Annotated in this window: 17 protein-coding genes; 14 read left to right on the top strand and 3 right to left on the bottom strand. The window is 68.1% G+C overall.

Annotated elements, in window-relative coordinates:
* Positions 1 to 104: 104 nt before the first annotated feature.
* From AC1C2T_RS18390 to AC1C2T_RS18365, 6 genes are all read left to right on the top strand, one after another.
* Entirely contained in the window at positions 105 to 2,585 is a 2,481-nt protein-coding gene (locus AC1C2T_RS18390; protein ID WP_495386247.1) for an ATP-dependent helicase, read from the top strand.
* A gap of 3 nt (positions 2,586 to 2,588) precedes the next feature.
* On the top strand, positions 2,589 to 3,704 hold the full coding sequence (locus tag AC1C2T_RS18385; RefSeq protein ID WP_495362924.1) for an FUSC family protein: 1,116 nt from the start codon (positions 2,589 to 2,591) through the stop codon (positions 3,702 to 3,704).
* Complete coding sequence (locus tag AC1C2T_RS18380; protein WP_495386246.1) at positions 3,701 to 4,243, top strand: NUDIX domain-containing protein; 543 nt, start codon at positions 3,701 to 3,703, stop codon at positions 4,241 to 4,243. Before AC1C2T_RS18385 ends, AC1C2T_RS18380 begins: the two co-directional genes overlap by 4 nt.
* A 108-nt stretch (positions 4,244 to 4,351) precedes the next feature.
* Entirely contained in the window at positions 4,352 to 5,275 is a 924-nt protein-coding gene (locus tag AC1C2T_RS18375; protein ID WP_495386245.1) for an ABC transporter ATP-binding protein, read from the top strand.
* The gene (locus AC1C2T_RS18370) at positions 5,272 to 6,120 is read left to right on the top strand and encodes an ABC transporter permease (protein ID WP_495386244.1); all 849 of its coding nucleotides are present in this window, start codon (positions 5,272 to 5,274) and stop codon (positions 6,118 to 6,120) included. Before AC1C2T_RS18375 ends, AC1C2T_RS18370 begins: the two co-directional genes overlap by 4 nt.
* The gene (locus AC1C2T_RS18365; RefSeq protein WP_495386243.1) at positions 6,117 to 6,380 is read left to right on the top strand and encodes a helix-turn-helix transcriptional regulator; all 264 of its coding nucleotides are present in this window, start codon (positions 6,117 to 6,119) and stop codon (positions 6,378 to 6,380) included. Before AC1C2T_RS18370 ends, AC1C2T_RS18365 begins: the two co-directional genes overlap by 4 nt.
* A 71-nt stretch (positions 6,381 to 6,451) precedes the next feature.
* Here the strand turns inward: AC1C2T_RS18365 and AC1C2T_RS18360 are convergent, their stop codons facing one another.
* Complete coding sequence (locus AC1C2T_RS18360; protein ID WP_495362919.1) at positions 6,452 to 7,171, bottom strand: VIT1/CCC1 transporter family protein; 720 nt, start codon at positions 7,169 to 7,171, stop codon at positions 6,452 to 6,454.
* Between the two features lie 207 nt (positions 7,172 to 7,378).
* Between AC1C2T_RS18360 and sucC the strand changes: the two genes are divergently transcribed.
* Together sucC and sucD are read left to right on the top strand one after the other, a co-directional pair.
* Positions 7,379 to 8,545: an ADP-forming succinate--CoA ligase subunit beta gene (gene sucC / locus AC1C2T_RS18355; protein ID WP_495362918.1), complete on the top strand. Its 1,167-nt coding sequence runs from the start codon at positions 7,379 to 7,381 to the stop codon at positions 8,543 to 8,545.
* Positions 8,546 to 8,560: 15 nt separating this feature from the next.
* Positions 8,561 to 9,463 (top strand): succinate--CoA ligase subunit alpha, encoded by a 903-nt coding sequence (gene sucD, locus AC1C2T_RS18350; RefSeq protein WP_495362917.1) that lies wholly within the window; start codon positions 8,561 to 8,563, stop codon positions 9,461 to 9,463.
* Between the two features lie 118 nt (positions 9,464 to 9,581).
* Here sucD and AC1C2T_RS18345 read toward each other — a convergent pair whose 3' ends face one another.
* Positions 9,582 to 11,162 (bottom strand): glycoside hydrolase family 30 protein, encoded by a 1,581-nt coding sequence (locus AC1C2T_RS18345; protein WP_495386242.1) that lies wholly within the window; start codon positions 11,160 to 11,162, stop codon positions 9,582 to 9,584.
* A gap of 75 nt (positions 11,163 to 11,237) precedes the next feature.
* Entirely contained in the window at positions 11,238 to 14,303 is a 3,066-nt protein-coding gene (locus AC1C2T_RS18340; RefSeq protein WP_495386241.1) for a glycoside hydrolase family 3 C-terminal domain-containing protein, read from the bottom strand.
* Positions 14,304 to 14,717: 414 nt separating this feature from the next.
* On the opposite strand from AC1C2T_RS18340, the gene AC1C2T_RS18335 reads away from it, so the two are divergent.
* From AC1C2T_RS18335 to purH, 6 genes are all read left to right on the top strand, one after another.
* On the top strand, positions 14,718 to 15,305 hold the full coding sequence (locus AC1C2T_RS18335) for a hypothetical protein (protein ID WP_495362914.1): 588 nt from the start codon (positions 14,718 to 14,720) through the stop codon (positions 15,303 to 15,305).
* A 52-nt stretch (positions 15,306 to 15,357) separates the two neighbouring features.
* A complete protein-coding gene (locus tag AC1C2T_RS18330; protein WP_495386240.1) occupies positions 15,358 to 16,896 on the top strand; it encodes a hypothetical protein in 1,539 nt (512 codons plus the stop codon).
* A gap of 32 nt (positions 16,897 to 16,928) precedes the next feature.
* Positions 16,929 to 18,206, top strand: coding sequence for a cell division protein PerM (locus AC1C2T_RS18325; protein ID WP_495362912.1), 1,278 nt, complete (start codon positions 16,929 to 16,931; stop codon positions 18,204 to 18,206).
* A 68-nt stretch (positions 18,207 to 18,274) separates the two neighbouring features.
* Positions 18,275 to 19,822 (top strand): APC family permease, encoded by a 1,548-nt coding sequence (locus tag AC1C2T_RS18320; protein WP_495386239.1) that lies wholly within the window; start codon positions 18,275 to 18,277, stop codon positions 19,820 to 19,822.
* A gap of 129 nt (positions 19,823 to 19,951) precedes the next feature.
* Positions 19,952 to 20,545, top strand: a complete 594-nt coding sequence (purN, locus tag AC1C2T_RS18315; protein ID WP_495362910.1) for a phosphoribosylglycinamide formyltransferase — start codon at positions 19,952 to 19,954, stop codon at positions 20,543 to 20,545.
* Positions 20,542 to 22,173: a bifunctional phosphoribosylaminoimidazolecarboxamide formyltransferase/IMP cyclohydrolase gene (purH, locus tag AC1C2T_RS18310; protein WP_495386238.1), complete on the top strand. Its 1,632-nt coding sequence runs from the start codon at positions 20,542 to 20,544 to the stop codon at positions 22,171 to 22,173. Before purN ends, purH begins: the two co-directional genes overlap by 4 nt.
* Positions 22,174 to 22,307: the final 134 nt, after the last annotated feature.

The raw sequence follows: 22,307 nt of genomic DNA, 5'->3' as shown, positions 1-22,307 counted from the left end.
TGTTCGTCGAGGGGTCGGGCCGGGAGTCCAGGGCGTCGAGACGGGCACCACGAGCCCGACGCCCGAGGGGTGATGTCGGCCGTCGCGCCTACACTTGAAGGGATATGACGCTGATCCTCGACCCCGACGAACCGGCCGGCTGGCGCGAGGCCCAGCCCGCGACATCCGAAGGCCACTCCGGCTCCCGATTGACCGACGGGCTGAACCCCGAACAGCGCGAAGCCGTCGAGTACCGCGGGCCTGCACTGCTCATCGTCGCGGGCGCAGGCTCGGGCAAGACACGCGTGCTCACGCACCGCATCGCGAGCCTCATCGAGAGCCGCGAGGCGTGGCCGAGCCAGATCCTCGCGATCACATTCACGAACAAAGCCGCGGCCGAGATGCGCGAGCGCGTCCAGGCGCTGCTCGGCGAAAGCGCGTCGGGCATGTGGATCTCGACCTTCCACTCAGCGTGCGTGCGCATCCTGCGCCGCGAGGCCGAGTCGATCGGCATGTCGTCGACGTTCACGATCTACGACTCCGCCGACCAGCGCACGATTCTCAAGCGCATCATCAAAGAGCTCGCGGCCGACACCATGGGCTTCACGCCCGCGAGTGCACAGGCCAAGATCTCGAAGCTCAAGAACGAGCTCGCCGACGCAGAGACGCACGCGCGCAACGCGAACATGAACGACCCGCAAGAGGTCATGTTCCTCGAGATCTTCCGCCAGTACACGCGGCGGCTGCGCGCGGCGAGCGCCTTCGACTTCGACGATCTGATCGCCGAGACGGTGTATCTCTTCCGGGCCTTCCCGAAGGTCGCCGCGCTCTACCAGCGCCGGTTCCGGCACATCCTCGTCGACGAGTACCAAGACACGAACCACGCGCAGTACTCGCTCATCCACGAGCTGACGAGGCCCGTCGCGCGCGAGCTCGTCGAAGAACTCGACAGCAACGGCATCCTGGTGAGAGGGCTGACGGATGCCTCGGGGGCGATCCCCGGCGCAAGCCTCACGGTCGTCGGCGACTCCGACCAGTCGATCTACGCATTCCGAGGGGCCGACATTCGCAACATCTCGGAGTTCGAGCGCGACTTCCCCGGGGCGAAGGTCGTGCTGCTCGAGCAGAACTACCGTTCGACCCAGAACATTCTCTCGGCGGCGAACGCCGTGATCGCGAACAACTTCGACCGTAAAGAGAAGAAGCTCTGGACGGCCGACGGCGATGGCGCGCAGATCACGGGCTACACGGGCTACACCGCGCACGACGAGGCCCAGTTCATCGCCGACGAGATCGAGTCGCTGCACCGCGAGGGCGTCGCCTATCGCGACATCGCCGTCTTCTACCGCACCAACGCGCAGACCCGCGCGTTGGAAGAGATCTTCGTGCGATCGGCAGTGCCGTACCGCGTCGTCGGCGGCACCAAGTTCTACGAGCGCGCCGAGATCAAAGACGCGATGGCCTACCTGATCGCGGTTGCCAACCCCGTCGACGAGCTCGCACTCCGCCGCATCCTGAACACCCCGAAGCGCGGCATCGGGCCGGCGACCGAGACAGCACTCGCCACGTTCGCCGAGCAGAACGGGCTGACGTTCCGGCAGGCGATACGCGCTGCCGACGGGCTCGGCCTCGGTCCGAAGGTGACGGGCGCGATCTCGGCGCTCGCGAAGGTGCTCGACGAGGCCGCCGCGATGCTCGTGCCGGTTTCGACAGGCTCAACCAGCGAAGGAGCCGCCGACACGAACCTGGGTGCGGCGAAGGTCTCCGATGTGCTCGTGTACCTCATGGAGCATTCGGGTCTGCTCGACGCGCTCCGCAACAGCCGCGACCCGCAAGACGAGACCCGCGCCGAGAACGTCGAAGAACTCGTCGCGCAGACGCGCGACTTCGACCGTGAGAACCCCGGGGCCACGCTCGTCGACTTCCTCACCCAGGTCTCGCTCGTGGCTGCGGCCGACGAGCTCGACGACGCATCCGGCACCGTCTCGCTCATGACGCTGCACACGGCGAAGGGTCTCGAGTACCACGCGGTGTTCCTCACCGGCATCGAAGAGGGCCTGCTGCCGCACCAGATGTCGGCCTCCGAACCGGGTGGGCCCGCTGAAGAGCGACGGCTCTTCTACGTGGGCATCACGCGTGCCCGCAAGCGGCTGTATCTCTCGCTCGCGATGAGCCGGGCGCAGTTCGGCGAGGTCGCGGTGGCGATGCCGTCGCGCTATCTGCAGGAGATCCCCGAGGGCCTCATCGACTGGCGCCAGTCGCCGGGCATGGCGACGTCGCGCGGTGGCACGCAGCCGCGCGCGCTCAACGCCCGTCGCGGTGCTCCTGGCGGGGCGTGGGGTACGCGCGACCGCGACCTCGAGCGGTTCAGCGTGACGAAGTCCGACAAGCCGAAGACGGAGTGGGCCAATCGGGTCACCGGCACGGTGCGCGACAACGGCGACCTCACGCTCGAGGTCGGGGACCGCATCCGCCACGTCGACTTCGGCGAGGGCAAGGTCACCCAGGTCACGGGCGAGGGCACGAAGCGCATCGCGCACGTCAGTTTCGACACCGCAGGGCAGAAGAAGCTCCTCATCAAGATCGCGCCCATCGAGAAGCTCTGAGCGATGCCCGACTCGCGCGCATCGCACCGGCCGGAGGGGCTCGTCGCGCGACTGCGTTCGCTGCGCGCACTCGACCTCGAGGTGGCGTTCCGGGCCGCCCTCGCGGCGGGCATCCCGCTCACGGTGCTCGTCGTGCTCGGCCGCGTCGATCTCGCCGCGTACGCCGCATTCGGCGGAATGACCGCGATCTTCGGGCGCAGCGAGCCGTACCGCACACGGTTGCGCACGGTCACGGCCGCAGGGGCGGTGCAGCTCGGTGCGGTGGGCGTCGGCATCCTGCTGTCGGTCGCCGAGGCGCCGCTCGCAGTCGAGGCCGCCGCGCTCGCCGCGGTGATCGCCCTCGTGATCGTGCTCTTCAATACGCTCGGGGTCACGCCGTCGGGGCCGTTGTTCGCGGTCTTCGCCGTGCTCGTCTGCGCGGCCCAGCCCGTCGACGACGGCAGCGGATGGCTCCGCTGGGGCGTCGCCGCGGCCGCGGCGACGTTCGCGTGGTTGCTTGCGATGTCGGGATGGCTCTTGCGCCGCGCCGTGCGCACCCGCGGGGAGCAGATCTTCAAGTCGCTGCCTCGCACGACGCCGGTTCGGGTGCGGGCGTACGCCGACCCCCGGGTGTGGCTGAACGTGGTGCAGAGCGTCGTCGCGGCCCTCGTCGCCGGCGGCATCGCCGTGTTGCTCGGCATCGGCCACCCGTACTGGGCTGTGGTCAGCGCCGTCGCCGTGATTCCTCCGGCGAGGTCCGCCCACACCGTGCAGCGCGCGTGGCACCGGGTCATCGGCACGGCCGTCGGCGTCGGCGTCACCGGGCTCGTGCTCTGGCCCGATCCGCCGATCTGGGTGCTCGTCATCGTCATTGCGATCTGCCAGTTCGCCGCCGAGATCCTCGTGGGTCGGCACTACGGGGCTGCGCTCGTCTTCGTCACGCCGCTCGCACTCGTGGTCGCGAGCCTCGCCGGCTCGACGTCGCTGCCGGTGCTGCTCGGTGACCGATTGATCGAGACCGTCGTCGGCGCGGTGATCGGCGTCGTGGCGGTGCTCCTCGCCCGAGGCTTCGTCGAGCGCGTGCCGATGCCACCGCCGACCGCCGCCACACCGAGCATCCGACCGAAGGAGGAACCATGACCTGGCCGACCCGCGCCCGACGCACGGTGTACGAGAACCCGTGGATCACCGTCACCGAAGACGAGGTCGTGCGTCCCGACGGTCACGACGGCATCTACGGGGTCGTCGAACTCAGAAACGACGCCGTGTTCGTCGTCGCGATGACCGACGACGACGAGGTGCTCCTCGTCACGATCGACCGGCACACGGTCGGCGAATCCGTCGAGGTGCCGGCGGGTGGCACCGACGGTGAGAGCCCGCTCTCGGCCGCTCGCCGCGAGTTGCTCGAGGAGACCGGCCACGAGGCGGCCGAGTGGCGCGAGATCGGACGCATGACCGCCCTGAACGGCATCTGCCGCGCCCGTGAGGTCGTCTACCTCGCGACGGGCCTGCGCCACGTGGCATCCGTTGCCGACTCTCAGGCCGAAGAGGGCATCAGCCGCCTGCAGGCGGTGCCGTGGCGCGAGGCCGTGCGCATGGTGCGCGACGGCGAGATCACCGACGGCGAGACCGTCGCGGCGCTCTTCTACGCGGCAGCAGCGCTCGGTCGCATCGGCTGATCGGCGTCGCGCGACGGATTGCGCCCGGGGCTTGAAGTACTCATCGGCCTGAATGTAGTATCTCTACTACATTACGTACGCCTTCGACGGTGGGGAGAGGTGAGTCACGTGGCACCCGTTGATGCGGTCATCGAAGTGCACGGACTGCGAATGCAGTACGGATCCCACGTCGTGCTCGACGGCGTCGATCTCGACGTGCATCGCGGCGAGGTCGTCGCGCTGCTCGGACCGAACGGCGCCGGAAAGACGACGACGATCGAGGTGCTCGAGGGGTTTCGTGCCCGAGACGACGGCACGGTGCTCGTCTTCGGCGAAGATCCCATTCACGCCGGTGAGGCATGGCGGGCACGCATCGGCGTGGTCCTCCAATCGTGGCGCGACCACGGCCGGTGGCCGGTCGGGGAGCTCCTCCGCCAGTTCCGTTCGCTGTACCTGCCCTTCGTCGAAGCCGGCCGGTCGGGGCCGTACGAGGTGGATGAGCTGCTCGACATGGTGGGACTCGCCGAACACCGCACCGCGCGTGTGCGGTCGCTGTCGGGTGGCCAGCGTCGGCGTCTCGACGTCGCGATCGGACTGGTCGGACATCCAGAGCTGCTCGTCCTCGACGAGCCCACGACCGGTTTCGATCCGATCGCCCGGCACGAGTTCCACGAACTCATCCACCGCCTGAGCGATTTCGATCGCACGACCGTGCTGTTCACGACCCACGATCTCGCCGAAGCAGAGAAGATGGCCGACCGCATCCTCATCCTCGACGGCGGTCGCATCGTGGCGAACGGGAGTGCCGTCGAGCTCGCCTCCGCCGTTGCCGGCGCGAGCGAGGTCACCTGGCGCGAAGACGGCATGTTCCAGGTGCACAGCGCGGCCGATCCCGTGCCGTTCGTGCGAGAGCTGCTCGCACGCCCGGGCGTCGAGATCACCGAACTGCAGATTCGGTCGCAGACCCTCGAAGAGACGTACCTCGCCATGGTTGCGAAACGGGAGGCCGACCCGGTCGGAGTGACGGCCGGCGAGAGGGGAGTGGCATCGTGAGCGCGACCGCATCGGCCGTGCGGGCGGGCATCCGCAGGGGGCTCACCGAGTTCGGCATTTCGCTCCGCACGCCGAGCGAAGCGTCGTACATCGGCGTCGGCATCGTCATCGTGGTGGTCGTGCTGTGGTTGAACCGCGACGCCGAGATCGTGCCGGGACTGCCGGCCGCCTCGTTCATCGTCGCGAGCATCCTGACCATCCAGCTCGTCTTCGTCGCGTGCTATAGCCTCGCCGCTGTGGTCGCGACCGAACGTGAAGACGGCACACTCCTTCGAGCGCGATCGCTGCCGACGGGTGTGCTCGCCTATGTGACCGGCATCACTGCGAAGACGCTGGCCGAGTTCGTGACGAACGTCGGCATCACACTCGTCGCCGCGGCGATCCTGCTCGGTTCGAGCCTCGGGCTCGACTGGGCCGATATCGCCGTCGTCGCGGGAATCCTCGTCGTCGGATTCGTCGCGTTGACGACCCTCGGGTTCGTGCTCGGGGCGATCTTCCGCAATCCCCGCATGGTCGGTGGGTGGGGCATCCTCGCCGTGGGTGCGCTCGCCTGGTTCTCCGGCCTCATCCAGCCGCTCGCGGGCATGCCGTCGTGGGCGCAGGCAATCGGCCAGGCGACGCCGCTCTACTGGGTCGGTCTGGGGCTTCGGAGCGCGTTCCTCCCCGACGAGTTCGCGAGCCTCGAGATCGACGGGTCGTGGCGGTTGCTGCTCGCCTTCGCGGTGGTCTCCGCCTGGGCGATCGCGGGCCTCCTGATCTCTCCGATCCTCATCCGCCGGGTGGCCAGGCGCGAGACCGTCGCGGGCATCGAAGCCCGGCGCCAAGCCGCGCTGCAGCGCGCATGAGCACGCCCGCCGGTCGTGACCACGGTCGGTCGGAACAGGTGCACAACCGGGTGGCGATGCTGCGTGCCGATCGTCGCATCTCGCGTCGCGAACTCGCCGACGCGCTCGGCGTGCATTACCAGACGATCGGATACCTCGAACGGGGCGAGTTCAATCCGAGCCTGCACCTCGCGCTTCGCATCGCCCGGTACTTCGACGTGCCGGTCGACTTCGTGTTCTCGCTCGACGAGTTCCCCCATCTCGGCTCGCACTCGGCGTGAGTGCGGGGTGCGGGCGCGATGCGTGGGCTCGACGGCGCGCACCGATTGCCGGCCCGCCGGTGCGATCACGACTACACCGCGACCCCGAGTGCGGCGCCGATCGCCCACGTGACGAGCAGCGCGAGCGCGCCGCCGATCGTGACGCGGAGGATCGCGCGGAGCACGGGGCTGCCGCCGATCCAGGCGCTCAGCCAACCGGTGATGGCGAGCGCGACGACGACGGCGACGAAGGTCGTCGGGATCCGCCACTCCGGCGGTGGCAGCAGGATCGCGAGCATCGGCAGCACGGCGCCGACGAGGAATGAGAGAGCGGATGCCCCGGCCGCATGCCATGGGTTCACGACGTCGGTCTGGTCGATGTGGAGCTCGACCTCGAGGTGCGCGGCGAGAGCGTCGTGCGTGGTGAGTTCGCGGGCCACCGTGTCGGCGGTCTCGGCGGAGAGCCCCTTCGCCCGGTAGAGCCCCGCCAGCTCGGCGAGCTCCTGCTGCGGCATGGTCTCGAGCTCCCATCGCTCCTTCGCGATGAGTGCGCGTTCGGAGTCTCGTTGGCTCGAGACGGAGACGTACTCGCCGAGGCCCATCGAGATGGCACCGGCGACCACCGCCGCGACTCCGGCGACGAGCACCGGGCCGACGTCGTCGGTGGCGGCCGCGACGCCGACGACGAGCGCGGCGACCGAGACGATGCCGTCGTTCGCGCCGAGCACTCCGGCGCGCAGCCAATTGAGCTTCGCGTGCACCGAGCCGTCGTGCGGGTCGGTGCGGTGGATCGGTTCTCCGGCGGCCGTCATCTCGCCAGTCTTCCACCGTCCGAGGCGACTGCACGAGTGTGTGCGCTCGGCCGGCGGGCCGGGCAGAGCCGGTTCGGCCGCGCCGAACGGGGGGAGTAGCATGGAACATGGCCCACTTATCTTGACGTCGAGATTCTTCGGCGCGTCGGGCCGACACCCACCAGCCCCTGTGCGCTTTCGCGCGTGCGGACCGATTGGAAGTAGAGCGTGGATCTTTACGAGTACCAGGCCAGAGACCTGTTCGAGCGATACGGGGTCCCGGTGCTCCCGGGCATCGTCGCCGACACCCCCGATGAAGTACGTGCGGCGGCCGAGCAGCTCGGCGGCGTCGTAGTCGTCAAAGCCCAGGTGAAGACCGGCGGCCGCGGCAAGGCCGGCGGCGTCAAGGTCGCGAAGACCCCCGACGAGGCCTACGAGGCCGCGAAGGCGATTCTCGGCCTCGACATCAAGGGCCACGTCGTCAAGCGCGTCATGGTCGCCGGTGGCGCACGCATCGCGCAGGAGTTCTACTTCTCCGTGCTGCTCGACCGGGCGAACCGCTCCTACCTCTCGCTCACGAGCGTCGAGGGCGGCATGGAGATCGAGGTGCTCGCCGTCGAGAAGCCCGAGGCGCTCGCTCGCGTCGAGGTCGACCCGATCGCCGGCATCGATGCGGCGAAGGCCCGCGAGATCGCGGTCGCCGCGAACTTCCCGGCCGAGCTCGTCGACAAGGTCGCCGATGTCTTCGTGAAGCTCTACGAGGTCTACAAGGGCGAAGACGCGACCCTCGTCGAGGTCAACCCGCTGATCCTCGACGAAGACGGAAACGTCATCGCACTCGATGGCAAGGTCACGCTCGACGAGAACGCCGAGTTCCGTCACGCCGGCCACGCGCTCCTCGAAGACAAAGACGCCGCGGACCCGCTCGAGGCCGCCGCGAAGGCGCTCGACCTCAACTACGTCAAGCTCGACGGCGAGGTCGGCATCATCGGCAACGGCGCGGGCCTCGTCATGTCGACGCTCGACGTCGTCGCCTACGCGGGCGAGAACCACGGCGGCGTCAAGCCCGCCAACTTCCTCGACATCGGCGGCGGCGCCTCGGCAGAGGTCATGGCCAACGGCCTCGGCATCATCCTCGGCGACCCCCAGGTCAAGAGCGTCTTCGTGAACGTCTTCGGCGGCATCACCGCGTGCGACCAGGTAGCGAAGGGCATCGTCGGCGCGCTCGCCGAGCTCGGCTCCACGGCGAACAAGCCGCTCGTCGTGCGTCTCGACGGCAACAACGTCGTCGAGGGTCGCCGCATCCTCGAGGAGGCGGCGCACCCGCTCGTCACCCTCGCCGAGAACATGGACCAGGGCGCCGACAAGGCCGCCGAGCTGGCGAACGCCGCGTAGTTAGGGAATCGAAGAATGACTATCTTCCTCAACAAGGACTCCAAGGTCATCGTCCAGGGCATCACCGGCGGCGAGGGCTCCAAGCACACGGCGCGCATGCTCGCGGCGGGCACCCAGGTGGTCGGCGGCGTGAACGCCCGCAAGGCCGGCACCACGGTGCTGCACCCCGACAAAGACGGCAACTCGGTCGAGCTGCCCGTCTTCGCCACGGTCGCCGAGGCCATCGCACAGACGGGGGCGGATGTCTCCATCGCCTTCGTTCCTCCGGCCTTCACGAAAGACGCCGTGGTCGAGGCCATCGACGCCGAGATCCCGCTCCTCGTGATCATCACCGAGGGCGTTCCCGTCGGCGATTCGGCCGAGTTCTGGGCGTACGCCAAGGAGAAGGGCAACACGACCCGCATCATCGGGCCGAACTGCCCCGGCATCATCAGTCCCGGTGAGTCGCTCGTCGGCATCACGCCCGCGAACATCACCGGCAAGGGGCCGATCGGCCTCGTGTCGAAGTCGGGCACGCTGACCTACCAGATGATGTACGAGCTGCGCGATCTCGGCTTCTCGACAGCCATCGGCATCGGCGGCGACCCGATCATCGGCACGACGCACATCGACGCGCTCGCCGCGTTCGAGGCCGACCCTGAGACCAAGGCGATCGTGATGATCGGCGAGATCGGCGGCGACGCCGAAGAGCGGGCGGCCGACTTCATCAAGTCGAACGTCACGAAGCCGGTCGTCGGCTACGTCGCTGGCTTCACGGCTCCCGAGGGCAAGACCATGGGTCACGCCGGCGCCATCGTTTCCGGCTCCGCCGGTACCGCTCAGGCGAAGAAGGAGGCCCTCGAAGCCGCCGGTGTCAAGGTCGGCAAGACGCCGTCCGAGACCGCCGCGCTGCTCCGCGAGGTGTACGCCGCGCTCTAGACACTTCCGCTCGACGAACGGCCCCGCAGACTTCGACCTGCGGGGCCGTTTTCGGTCGGCGGGCGGATGTCGGTTGGGACTCGTGCCATGAATGAACGACTCGTCATCACCTCTCACGTCAACCCACCTGATGCGTGATCGTCGTGAGCGAGTGTCCTGGCACCTCGAGGACGAACTCCTGAGACTGAGCTTCTATTCGCACCGACCGAGGCTGGTCGGCGCCATTCCAGACGATGACGACCAGCGAGCCGGCTGGGGTGCGAAAGGCGATCTGCCGCAGGTCCGTCTCATCCGAAGACGATTCCACCCGCACGGAACCGGGCGGCACCGCCGAGCCGGCGTGCGCGAGAACGTAGTACTCGGCATTGCGGGTCACCGTGCCGTCATCGGCGATGGTCACGACGCCGGAGCACGATTCACAGCCGCCTCGATGCGGCCCGTGCTGCTCGTTCAGAGCCAGGTTCCACGTGAGCACGCCCGTCGCCTGATTCTCGAGCGCACTGATGAGCAGGTTCGTCGATTGCCACGAGAACGTGTCAGCGAAGACCTTCTCGGGGGCATCACCTGGCGCGCCCGACCCTGAACACTCGGTCACCCAGATCTGCATGTCGCCGAACTGCTCCCAGATCTGCAACTGCGCCGAGGCATCCCCGAAGTAGCAGTGGTAGGCGATGCCGTCGAGCCATTCGGCGGCTGTCGTGCGCAAGAGGTCGGCGGGATACTGAGAAGCCGGGTCCTCTCCTTCGGGCGTCGAGGCGGCGTCGGCCGGACTCAACGTCCAGTTGTGGTCGTATCCGAGGATGCCGGTGTCGAGCCCGGCGTGGGCCAGCGCCGGGCCGAGCCGCTCGATCAGCTTCGCCTCCTGCCAGACAGGCATGTCGGTGCCGGGGTAGCCGTCGGGATGGCGCAACTGCGGCTCGTTCTGCACCGTGAGCAGAGCGATGTCGAGACCGGCATCGCGGTATGCCTCGACGAATCGCACCAGATACTCCGTGTAGGTGTCGTACGCCCGGTCCTCGTCGATGAGACGACCTCCCTCGAGCGAACCGCTCGTCTTGAGCCATGCCGGCGGGCTCCACGGCGATGCGATCAAGCGTATGTCCGGGTTGATGGCGAGCACTTCCAGCAGGACCGGAATCATGGACGCTCGGTCGGGTGCGATGTCGAAGCCGTCGAGCGACCAGTCCGTCTCGCCCGGCGGGAGATCATCGAAGGTGAACGCGTCACCTGCGACGAAGTCCGAGGCGCCGATCGGCAGACGCAGCACCGTCAGCCGCACCGGCCCGTGCGGCGAGAACAACTCGTCGATCAGCGCCGCCCGCGCAGCCTCCGGAATCTGTGCGAGCAGGTCTGCGGAGGCATGGGTCATCGCAGCCCCGAATCCGCGGATCTCCTGTGCTGTCGTGGCTGAATCGACGCGGATGTCCGGCGGCTCGTTGCCGGCCGATGAGGTGACTTCCACGCTGATCTCCTGCAGTCGCTCACCGCCGTTCGCGCTCGTCGTCACTGCGACCGGTCGACTGCGCTCCGGTGCACTCGACTCCGCACTCTCTGTGCCTCCGGTCGGTGGTGATGCGGTGGAGGTCGCGATCGTGATGGCCACGACGGCCATGAGGCCGGCGACGACCAGACCCGCGATGACCCACCCGACCTTCCGCTGGTGGAGCCAGTCGGCACCAGGTCGTCGCGTGCTGATCATCTGTGCTCCTCTCGCGGGAGGTGAGGACGAGATGGGCCCGGCAGCGCCGGACCCCTCTCGTGTGCAGGCGAGTGCTCAGCCGGCTTGCCGTTGCAGTGCGAACGATTGAGCCGGATCGTCGGCGTTGCAGGAACGCTGCACGATCCGGGCACCGTCGTCGCGCACTCCGCCGTCGACCGCCAGGCAGCGGCCGCTGTGCACGGCCACGAACTGGTAGTTGCCGTCGCCGATGCGACGAAGCTCGAACTGCTGGTGGCGATCCCTCGTCCACTTCCCGAGCTCCGCCGGCGCTCCGTTCGCCCTCGATGCGTCCGCGATCTCGAGCGTCAGGGGTGCGTTCACGTTCCTGATGCGATAGATATCGCGCTTCACCTTCGTCAGTGTCCACTCCGCGTTCGCCTGCGGTGCGGGGCAGGACCATTGCTGCACCGGGGTGCCGACGGCCGTGCCGTGGTCCACCGCATCCAGGCAGGCTCCCGACCCCTCGTTGACGATCGTGTAGACCGCCCGGGTCGAGATGCCGGAGGCTTCCTCCTTGTCCGCCGACCTCACCTTCACTGCGTCATCGAGGCGGATGTCCTGTGAGGACGAACCGACCAGGATGTCGAGCGTGCCGCGTGGTGTGACCCAAGCGTCGGTGTACGAGTCCCAATACGAGAAGGACTCCCGTGACAGGTCGATCGTGATCTTCTCCGACTCGCCCGGCTCCAGGTACACGCTGGCGTATCCCGCCAGTTGTTTCGGTGCCGACTGGACGACGTTCGTCGGCAGGGCCCCGACGTACACCTGCGGTGACTCGGTTCCCGCCGTGTCGCCGGTGTTGGTGACGGTGAAGGTGGCGGAGACGCGTGCGTGGCCACGCGATTTCGTTTTCAGGTCGGAGTACTCGAACGTGGTGTACGACAAGCCGTGCCCGAACGGATACTTCGGCGCGATGCCGAACTCCTCATATCCCCGGTAGCCGACGAAGACACCCTCGGTGTAATACGAGTCGACTCCGATGCCTGGATATTGCTCGGGTGTCGAAATCGGCGTCTCACCCTCTGAGACGGGGAACGTGACCGGCAGCTTGCCCGACGGTGACACCTCACCGAAGAGGATCCTCGCCATCGCCGCCCCTTGATTCTGACCGCCGAACCACGCCTCGAGGATGGCGGGAACGCCGTCTTCCCACTCGACCGTGGTCGGGCCACCGGTCGTCAGCACGACGACGGTGTTCGGATTGGCCGCCTTGACCGCGTCGATGAGTGCCTCCTGCCCGCTGGGCAGTCCGATGTCGGCCTTGTCACCGCCCTCCGACGAGTAGTCCCTGACGACGACGACCGCAACGTCGGATTCAGCTGCCAGGGCCGCTGCCTCCGTCGCCTTCGGGTCGACCAGACCCGCCGGCTTCGTCCAGCCCAGCTTCATGCGCGGACCCAGATCGCCGGTGGCACCGCTCGCGTCGTGGGTCGCGGTGACGGTGTAGCCCTGCCCCCCAACCAGATCGAGCGTCACCGTGTCCGTGGTGAGCGCTGTCGTCGTCGTCTCGAGAATCGTCGCGCCGTCCAGAGTCACTGATGCTTCGCCTGCCGCGACGAGTTCCAGTTCGTATGTTCCGGAGGCAGGCGGGGTCAGTGTCGATGAGTACGACGTCGCGGCGATGCCGCCGCCCGGAAGCGTCGGCAGCAGCGGCGATTGCGCGTTGAACCCCTCGAAGTAGAAGAACCCGCCGTTGATCGAGATGTCCTGCAGGGTCTCCTGATCGATGACGTTTCCGCCCGCGTCGTACACGATCACGTCGGCGCCCGGACTGCCATTCGAGCTTCGGAGGTAGTCCGACGGAATGGCGTCCATGCCGGGCAGGAGCGTCGAGGAGGTGACGAAGTCGGTACCACGCGCCAACGAGACGGTGGCCCCCGGCACCACGTCGCGAATGCCCTGCAGCGGAGAGATCGTCGAGGTCGGAATCTGGATCAGTGAGCTGCCACCGCCGGCGGTGACGTTGTCCGCGTCAGCGCCGATCACCGCAACGGAGTCGATCGCTGACGGATCGAGCGGAAGGAGTCCGTCATTCTTCAGCAGCACCATGCCGTCCTCGGCGATCCGCTGCGATTCGAGAGCATGGCCTGCCTCATCGAACGGTTGCTCGACCGGAGGAGTATCGAACAGTCCGATGCGGAACATGGCTGTCAGGATGCGCAGTACCGCCACATCGATCTCCGACTCGGCCACCTCGCCGTTCAGCACTGCGTCCTCGAGCGCAAGGAAGAATCCGAAGCTCGGCTGTTCCTGATCGAGGCCGGCGCGGAACGCCGGAACCGAGCTATGGGTCGCGCCGTAGTCGCTCATCACGAAACCTCGGAAGCCGATCTGGTCGCGCAGGATGCCGTTCAACAGTTCGGAGTTCTCACAGGCGTAGATGAAGTTGATCTTGTTGAACGAGCACATAGCTGTGGCGGGATCGCTTCCCTTGACTCCGATGTCGAACGGCCGGATGTAGATCTCCTGCAGCGCCCGTTCGCCCACAATGGCATTCCCGCCGCTCAGGCGATCCTCCTCTTGGTTGTACGCCGCGTAGTGCTTGATGTCACCGGCGACATTGTGGGATTGGATGGCGCTGAGCTGCGCCGCCGCGAGCGTTCCCGACAGCAATGGGTCTTCGCCGTAGCCTTCGAAGCCACGACCTGCGACGCCGACTCGCGCCATGTCGACCGCGGTGCCGAGCGAGACGTTGTGACCGGTCTTGAAAGCTTCGTCGCCCATCACGTCGCCGTACGCAGCCGCATCGGCGACGTCGAACGTGGCGGCCAGCGCGATGGGGGCCGGCAATGCCGTTGAACGCTTGCCGTTCACGTTCGGGTTGGCGATTCGGATTCCGGCGGGGCCGTCGGCCATGGTGAGCGCGGGAATTCCGAGACGCTCGATGGGAGCATTGTAGAAACCGTAGAAGTTGTTCAGTTCGCCCTCGAGCATGTCGATCTTCTCGTCGAGCGTCATCTGTTCCAACAGCGCCTGGGCGCGCGTCTCGGGAGAATCCACCGGGGCGCCGAGTGCCGCTCCCGAGCCTGAGACGACGGCCACTGCGGCTACGAGGGCCCCAGCGGCGATGAGTGCGATCGAGGTCTTGCTCGATCTCCGTTGATCGATGTGGATGCGCATATCCGTTTCCTCATCATGAGGTTGTTGCGAGATGCGAGCAGAGATTCCCGGGCTCGAAGCCTCGCTCGCCGTTCCTGTGGTGCCGTGGTCGCTGCCACGTGGGGCATCGCGGTCGATGGCACGGAGCCTCCCATCTCGAGAGTCGGGCGCATGTCACGGGACCGTGATTGGCGCGAACCGTACTTATTAGCGAGGGGGATGACTTCACACGATCCGATTCAGATCGCGGTCGCGCTCGATGAATTCGGGAGAGCGTTAAGGGCATTGTAGATCCATCCTCGACAGCCGCAAGCCCCCATTTCCAACGGCATCGCGACTGCCCGGCGGCGACGCAGTACGTCGGCAGCGCGGCTCGCGCGCTGACCGGCGGGCCCGTCTCGGTCGCCCTGATCGATGTCGTGCCAGAGTGGGAACATGAGCGAAGACTCGGCGCGAACAGAACGTGAGTCCTTGGTCGAGCCGACACCGGATGCCGTGAATGCGATGCCACGGGGACGCGCGCGTCGGACGATCGCGAACGAACTCGTGCGCACGACATTCGTCACCGAAGAGAGCGTGTACGGCGTCATCCTCGTCTCGGGCATGATCGTCGTCGCCGGCGGACCGGGGACGAACGCCTTCGAGGTGTTCTGGAAGGTGGTCGGGACCGTCATCGTCTTCTGGGCCGCGCACGTCTACGCCGGCACGGTGGCGCGCCACGGTCTCGAGGAGGGGCACGTCATCGGGTTGCGCGATGCGTTCCGTGCTTCGTTCAATCGTGCGCTCGGGCTGCTCGCCTCGGCGATGATCCCGTCGCTCATCCTGCTCCTCGGTTCGACGCGGGTCGTTCCCGATGCCGTCGCCATTTGGACTGCACTCTGGGCGGGCGTCGTCGTGCTCGCCGTGCTGGGCTGGATCGCCTTCGCACGGCGCGGAGTACGCTGGCCGATCCGGCTCGCGGGCTCGCTCGTCACCGCGATGTTCGGCGTCGCGATGATCGCCCTGAAAGCCTTCATCCACTGAATCCGTGCGGTGGGCCGCCGGTGGCGATAGGTTTCTCACAAAAGGGGGAGCCATGGCCGGCACGAACGAGGCTGAGCTCGAGGCACGTATTGCGGCGCTCGAAGCTGAGAACGAGACGTTGCGCGCGAGCGTGCTCGACGCCGAGCCGGCGCGGGAGGCACCGGGGGCGGATGCCGCGGCATCCGTCGCCCAGCAGCGTGCCAGGCGCGGGTGGGGCCGCAGCGTCACCGCCGTGGTGCTCATCGTCGTGGGGCTCCTGCTCGCACCCGTCGCGGTGATCTCCGCGTGGGCGCGCCTCGAACTGGCCGACACTGATCGCTTCGTGGCGACGTTCGCGCCGCTCGCCGAAGACCCGGCGGTGCAGGCGTACCTCGGCGACGAGGTCACGGCCGCCATCGAGGAGCAGGTCGACATCCCGGGGATCACGGCCGACCTGTTCGACGGCATCCGGGAACTCGGGCTGCCGCCTCGTGCCGAGGCCGCGCTCGGCCTGCTCGAGGTGCCCGCGACGCAGGGCATCCAGTCGCTCGTCTCCGACGTCGTCGATCGGGTGGTCGAGTCCCCGGCCTTCGCGGATGTCTGGGCGTCGACGCTGCGTATCACCCACCGGCAGTTCGTGGCCGCCATGGAGGGCGACCCCGACGCCGCACTCGCGATCGGCAGTGACGGCACGCTCTCGGTGAAACTCGGCCCCATCGTTGAGGCCGTCAAGCAACGGCTCATCGAGCAGGGCGTCGGATTCGCCCAGGCGATCCCGACGGTCGACCGGGCCGTCGTCATCGCTCAAGACGACGCCTTCGCATTGATCCGCACGATCTACGCGCTCGCCATCGGGGTCGGCACCTGGCTGCCCTGGATCATCCTGGCTTTCCTCGTCGTCGGCGTCGTCGTCGCGCGCAAGCGCACGAGGGCGCTCGTGTGGACCGCCGGCGGTTTCGCGCTCTCGATGCTGATCCTCGCGAGCGGTGTCGGTGTCGGTCGCTGGTTCTTCGTGGGCGCCGTCAGTCCGTCGGTCATGCCGCCGGATACGGCCGAGGCGATCTATTCGGGGCTCATCGAGATCATGATGTCGACGATCGTGGCACTCGTCGTACTCGGCGTGCTCGTCGCCGTGGTGGCCTGGTTCTCGGGGCCGTGGCGGCCCGCCCGCGCACTGCGCGGGTTCGCCGAGTCGGGTTTCGCGGCGGTGCGCCGCGCCGCGGCCGCGCACGGGATCACGACCGGTCGCTTCGGCATCGGGCTCGACCGCTGGCGAGTGGTCGTGTATGTCGCGATCGCCGTGATCGCCGCACTCGTCGTGCTGTTCTCTCGGCCCGCCTCGGCCGGTCTCGTCGTCACGACGCTTCTCGTCGCCCTCGTCGCCTTGCTCATCGTCGAGTTGCTCCGGCGACCTCAGGGTGAGGTCGCTGCCGACGGCGCCGCCGCTGCCGAGGACGCCGACGCCGACGCTGCTGCTGCCGCTGCGGTCGACGAAGAGGTCGAGGTGCTCGTCGTCGCCGGAACCGATGGCGTCGAGACCGGTGTCGAAGTGATCGAAGGCGCCGACGCCGCGACCCCGAGTCCGCCCGACACCGCACGTCCTGCCGACTGAGCGGCTTCGGCCGGGATAAGCTCGGCGTCGGAATGAGACGCACGACGATCGCCCTGCTCGCCGGCCTCGAGGCATCCGTCGCCGCCCTCATCGGCCTCGGCATCGCGCTCGTGCCGCTCATGCTGCTCTGGGCCGTGCACTTCGGTCTCGCCGTCGACGCGACGATCTTCTTCCGCGCGGCAGCCGACGTGTGGCTGCTCGGGCACGGGGTCGACCTCGAGCTGCAGATCGACGCGGTGACGGCGGCCCGCACCGGACTGCCGGGCGCGGGGGACCCGTTCCCGATCACGATCGCACTGCTCGGGTTCGCGCTCATCTCCGTCGCGTTCGGCCGCCGCATCGGCCGCCGTTCGGCCGCCGAGGGACATTCGTTCACGGGTGGCCTGGCAGCGATCGGCGTGTACGCGCTCGCCGGATTCGTGCTCGCGGCGACGGCCGGCGTCGATGGCGCACGCTCCTCGCTGTGGCAGGCGGCACTGCTGCCGGCCTTCACGATGGCGGTCGGTGTCGTGATGGGTGCGGTCTTCGAATCGCTGCGCGACGACCCGATGACGGATGCCGCGAGCAGCGTCGTGCGTCGTGGCATCTCGGCACTGCCCGCGGTGCTCGTTCGCAACGTGCGCGCCGCAGTACGAATCGGCGCGGGCGCCGCGTTCGGCGTGCTCACCGTCGCGGGGGTGCTCGTCGCGGGGCTCATCGCCGCCGACTACGCGACGATCGCTGGGCTCTACCAGTCGCTCGGCACCGGCATCGACGGCGGCATCGCGCTGACCGTCGCCGAACTCGCTCTCGTGCCGAACGTCGTCGTGTGGGCGGCGGCGTGGCTACTCGGGCCGGGCTTCGCGCTCGGCGCCGGTACCTCGGTCTCTCCGGCCGGCACTCTGCTCGGGCCCGTGCCCGGTATCCCGTTGCTCGGTGCGTTGCCGACCGAAGCAGCGCCGTTCGGTGCGCTCTGGCTCATCGTGCCGGTGCTGCTGGGCTTCATCGGCGCCTGGCTCGTACTCGGCGGCGAGGCATCCGTGCGCCCTTCCGCTCGCGGCGGCTGGTGGACGCCGCTCATGGTCGCTGTCGGTGCGGCGCTCGTCTCCGGAATCGTGCTCGGCCTGCTGGCCTGGTGGTCTGGCGGCGCTGCCGGCCCGGGTCGACTGGCCGACGTCGGCCCGAACCCATGGGAGGTCGCGGTGATCGCAGCGGCGACCGTCGGCGTCGGGGCCATCGTCGGCGGGTATGCGGCGCGTCGGCGTGGCCCTCACGACGACGAGGGCGTCTTCGCCGTGACCGGTGCGGATGTCGGGAGCGGTCTGCGCTGATATCCGGGCCTGCCGGGGTGGTCGCGCGAGTGCTACTCTGCGCGTGACCGCTTGATCGAGGAGGATCGATGTCGGCTCCCAACGAGACTGCGCCACCCGCAACTGAAGGCAAGGGCCTCGCCGCAGGAACACTGGGCCTGTGGGGTTCGACCGTCATCGGTCTCGCCTCGACTGCGCCCGTGTACTCGTTGGCCGCCACGCTCGGGTTCGTCGTGCTCGCGGTGGGTGCGCAGGCGCCCATCGCCTTCATCATCGCTTTCGTGCCGATGCTGCTCATCGCCTTCGCCTACCGCGAGCTGAACCGGGCAGTGCCCGACTGCGGTACGACCTTCACCTGGGCGACGAAGGCGTTCGGCCCCTGGGTCGGCTGGCTCGGCGGATGGGGCGTCGCGGTCGCCGGCACCGTCGTGCTCGCGAACCTCGCGCAGATCGGCGGCATCTACTTCTGGCTGCTGGTCTCGCCCGACCTCGCCGAGAACGTGCCCCTCGTCACGGCGACCGGCGTCGTGTTCATCGCGCTCATGACGTGGATCAGCTGGCGCGGGCTCGAGATCGGTGAGCGGATCCAGAACGTACTGCTCGCGGTGCAGTACATCGCCCTCGTACTCTTCGTCGTGTTCGCGGCGGGCGCCGTGATGACGGGCACCGCGCCCGAAGGGTCGACCGCGCCGAGCGCCGACTGGTTCAACCCGTTCGCGTTCGAGTCGTTCGACGGCCTCGTCGAGGCGGTGCTGCTCGCACTGTTCATCTACTGGGGTTGGGACACCTGCCTCGCGCTGAACGAGGAGACCCGCGACCCGAAGCGCATCCCTGGGCGCGCCGCGGTGCTCACGACGCTCATCCTGCTCGTGACCTACGTCGGCGTCGCCGTCGCGGCGATGTCGTATGCGGGCCTCGGCGACACGGGCCTCGGGCTCGCGAACGAGGGCAACGCCGACGACGTGTTCTTCGCGCTGAAGGACGCGGTGTTCGGGCCGTGGGCCTGGCTTCTCGTCGTCGCCGTGATGATCTCCGCGGTGTCGTCGACGCAGACCACCATCCTTCCGACGGCGCGCGGCACGCTCGCGATGGCGGTCTACAAGGCGCTGCCGAAGCGGTTCGCCACGGTGCATCCGCGTTACCACACACCGTCGTTCTCGACGCTGCTCATGGGCTTCGTGGCCATCGTGTTCTACATCGGCATGACCCTCGTCAGCGACAATATTCTGCAGGACACGATCCTCTCACTCGGCCTCGCGATCGCGTTCTACTACTCGATCACGGGGCTTGCGTGCGTCTGGTACTTCCGCAAGACGCTCTTCAGCTCGTGGCGCAACTTCTGGAATCGACTCGTGTTCCCGCTCGTCGGGGCGGTGCTGCTGATCTTCGCGTTCGTGTTCTCGGCGATCGACATGCTCGACCCCGACTACGGGTACACGGTGCTCTTCGGCGTGGGCGGGGTGTTCGTCGTCGGAGTGGGATCGCTCGCGCTCGGCGCCGTGCTCATGGTCGTCTGGTCGTTCTTCGCCGACTCGCGACCGTTCTTCCGCGGTGAGGCGTTGAACCGCGAGACGGAGGTGCTCGTGCCCGAAGACGAGCAGAAGGTCATCCGCTCCGTCGACGGCGGCCTGGGCTGAGCGGCGTCGCGGTGGCGCAGTTTCGAACCTCTGGCGGCCGGTAGGCTCGAAGCGCTGAAGCTCTTCGTCCTGATCTCGGGCGTCGCGATGGCGCAGTTTCGAACCTCTGGCGGCCGGTAGGCTCGAAGCGTGCTGAAGCTCGTCGTCCTGATCTCGGGCACCGGTTCGAACCTTCGTGCCCTACTCGACGCCTCCGCCGACGCGGAGTTCCCGGCCAGGGTCGTCGCCATCGGCGCCGACCGCGATGCCGAAGGCCTCGTGCTCGGCGAGGAGTACGGCGTACCGACGTTCTCGGTGCCGTTCACGGCGTATCCCGATCGCGACAGCTGGGGCGAGGCTCTCATCGAAGAGGTGCGGCGCTGGGAGCCCGACGTGGTCGTGCTCTCGGGCCTCATGCGGCTCGTGCCGCCGGCCGTGGTCGACGCGTTCTCGCCGAATCTCATCAACACGCACCCCGCATACCTGCCCGAGTTCCCGGGTGCGCACGGGGTGCGAGACGCGCTCGCAGCGGGCGTCACGCAGACCGGTGCGAGCCTCATCGTCGTCGACAACTCCGTCGACGGCGGCCCGATCATCGCGCAGGAGCGCGTGCCGGTGCTGCCGGGCGACACCGAGTCGAGCCTCCACGACCGCATCAAGCCCGTCGAGCGGCGCCTGCTCATTCAGACCGTGCTCGACATCGCCAACTCGCACCTCGACCTGAAGGAACTCGCACGATCATGAGCGGCCCCACGCACGACCCGAGCCTCTACCGCGAACGCGACCTGGTACCGGTGCGCCGGGCACTGATCGCAGTCAGTGACAAGCGCGGCCTCGTCGAACTCGCGACCGTGCTCGTGGGTGCGGGCGTCGAGATCGTCTCGACAGGAGGCACAGGCAAGGCCATCGCCGACGCCGGACTGCCGGTCACGCAGGTGGCCGAAGTCACTGGCTATCCCGAGCACCTCGACGGTCGCGTGCGCACGCTGCACCCGGCCGTGCACTCGGGCCTGCTCGCCGATCTGCGGCTCGAAAGCCACGAGGCCGAGCTCGCGGGCCTCGGCATCGAGCCCTACGAACTCGTCGTCGTGAACCTCTACCCCTTCGCCGAGACCGTCGCAGCGGGCGCCGCTCCCGACGCCGTGATCGAGCAGATCGATATCGGCGGCCCCGCCATGGTGCGCGCTTCGGCCAAGAACCACGCGAACTTGGCAGTGGTCGTCTCGCCCGATCGCTACGACGAGATCGCCGCCGCGGTCGCCGCGGGTGGCACGACCCTCGCGCAGCGCACCGCGCTGGCCCGCGAGGCGTTCCGGCACACGGCGTCGTACGATGTCGCGGTCGCCTCGTGGCTCGGCAGCGTCGTCGCCCCCGACCAGCCGGCCGACGAGTCGCCGTTCCCCGCGTGGGTCGGCGGCACCTGGACCAAGGACTCCGACCTCCGCTACGGCGAGAACTCGCACCAGAAGGCCGCGCTCTATGCCTCGTCGGGAGGTCGACCCGGCATCGCTCAAGCCGTGCAGCTGCACGGTAAAGAGATGTCGTACAACAACTACGTCGACGCCGATTCGGCCGTGCGCAGCGCGTTCGATTTCGCAGAGCCGGCCGTCGCCATCATCAAGCACGCGAATCCGTGCGGCATCGCCGTGTCGTCTGCCGGGGCCCCTTCGACAGATTCAGGGAGCGCTGACCCGATCGCCGACGCCCACCGTCGAGCGCACGAATGCGACCCGGTCTCTGCGTACGGCGGCGTGATCGCTGCAAACCGCATCGTCACTCTCGAAATGGCCGAGACGGTGTCGGGCATCTTCACCGAGGTGCTCATCGCGCCGGCGTTCGAGGCCGAGGCGCTCGAACTCCTCACGAAGAAGAAGAACATCCGGCTGCTGACGCTGCCTGAGGGGTTCACGCCGACGGCCGTCGAGCTGCGCCAGGTCTCGGGCGGGCTGCTGCTGCAGCAGGCCGACCGGCACTTCGCGCCGGCTTCGGAGTGGACGCTCGCCGCGGGCGAGCCCGCCGATGCTGCGACACTCGCCGACCTCGAGTTCGCGTGGAAGGCGTGTCGCGCCGTGAAGTCGAACGCGATCCTGCTCGCTTCGGGTGGGGCCTCGGTCGGCGTGGGCATGGGCCAGGTCAACCGGGTCGACTCGTGCAAGCTCGCGGTCGAGCGTGCGGGGGAGCGGGCCGCGGGTTCGGTCGCGGCATCCGACGCCTTCTTCCCCTTCGCCGACGGCCTGCAGATCCTCCTCGACGCTGGGGTGCGCGCGGTCGTGCAGCCCGGCGGTTCGATCCGCGACGACGAGGTCGTCGCCGCGGCCCGCGCGGCGGGCGTCACGATGTACTTCACTGGCGAGCGCCACTTCTTCCACTGATCGCTCACGCCTCTCTCTCTCTCTCTCTCTCTCTCTCTCTCTCTCTCTCTCTCTCCTTCTGCCACCCCGCCACGTTTTGTAGGACGTTGGCGCTTCTGTAGGACACCTGCCGCATGGGACGTCCTACACAGCGC

This window comes from Agromyces sp. Y558 (assembly GCF_059445415.1).
Note: the sequence above shows the minus strand (reverse complement) of the source record. Positions and strands in the feature narration are given on the sequence as shown.

What these genes read in the sequence shown, in the direction of transcription:
- AC1C2T_RS18365 (WP_495386243.1), top strand. Translation starts at nt 6,117, where the DNA reads ATGAGCACGCCCGCCGGTCGTGACCACGGTCGGTCGGAACAGGTGCAC.
- purH (WP_495386238.1), top strand. Translation starts at nt 20,542, where the DNA reads ATGAGCGGCCCCACGCACGACCCGAGCCTCTACCGCGAACGCGACCTG.
- AC1C2T_RS18360 (WP_495362919.1), bottom strand. Translation starts at nt 7,171, where the DNA reads ATGACGGCCGCCGGAGAACCGATCCACCGCACCGACCCGCACGACGGC.
- AC1C2T_RS18345 (WP_495386242.1), bottom strand. Translation starts at nt 11,162, where the DNA reads ATGATCAGCACGCGACGACCTGGTGCCGACTGGCTCCACCAGCGGAAG.
- AC1C2T_RS18340 (WP_495386241.1), bottom strand. Translation starts at nt 14,303, where the DNA reads ATGCGCATCCACATCGATCAACGGAGATCGAGCAAGACCTCGATCGCA.
- AC1C2T_RS18385 (WP_495362924.1), top strand. Translation starts at nt 2,589, where the DNA reads ATGCCCGACTCGCGCGCATCGCACCGGCCGGAGGGGCTCGTCGCGCGA.
- AC1C2T_RS18325 (WP_495362912.1), top strand. Translation starts at nt 16,929, where the DNA reads ATGAGACGCACGACGATCGCCCTGCTCGCCGGCCTCGAGGCATCCGTC.
- AC1C2T_RS18390 (WP_495386247.1), top strand. Translation starts at nt 105, where the DNA reads ATGACGCTGATCCTCGACCCCGACGAACCGGCCGGCTGGCGCGAGGCC.
- AC1C2T_RS18380 (WP_495386246.1), top strand. Translation starts at nt 3,701, where the DNA reads ATGACCTGGCCGACCCGCGCCCGACGCACGGTGTACGAGAACCCGTGG.
- AC1C2T_RS18335 (WP_495362914.1), top strand. Translation starts at nt 14,718, where the DNA reads ATGAGCGAAGACTCGGCGCGAACAGAACGTGAGTCCTTGGTCGAGCCG.
- AC1C2T_RS18320 (WP_495386239.1), top strand. Translation starts at nt 18,275, where the DNA reads ATGTCGGCTCCCAACGAGACTGCGCCACCCGCAACTGAAGGCAAGGGC.
- AC1C2T_RS18330 (WP_495386240.1), top strand. Translation starts at nt 15,358, where the DNA reads ATGGCCGGCACGAACGAGGCTGAGCTCGAGGCACGTATTGCGGCGCTC.
- sucD (WP_495362917.1), top strand. Translation starts at nt 8,561, where the DNA reads ATGACTATCTTCCTCAACAAGGACTCCAAGGTCATCGTCCAGGGCATC.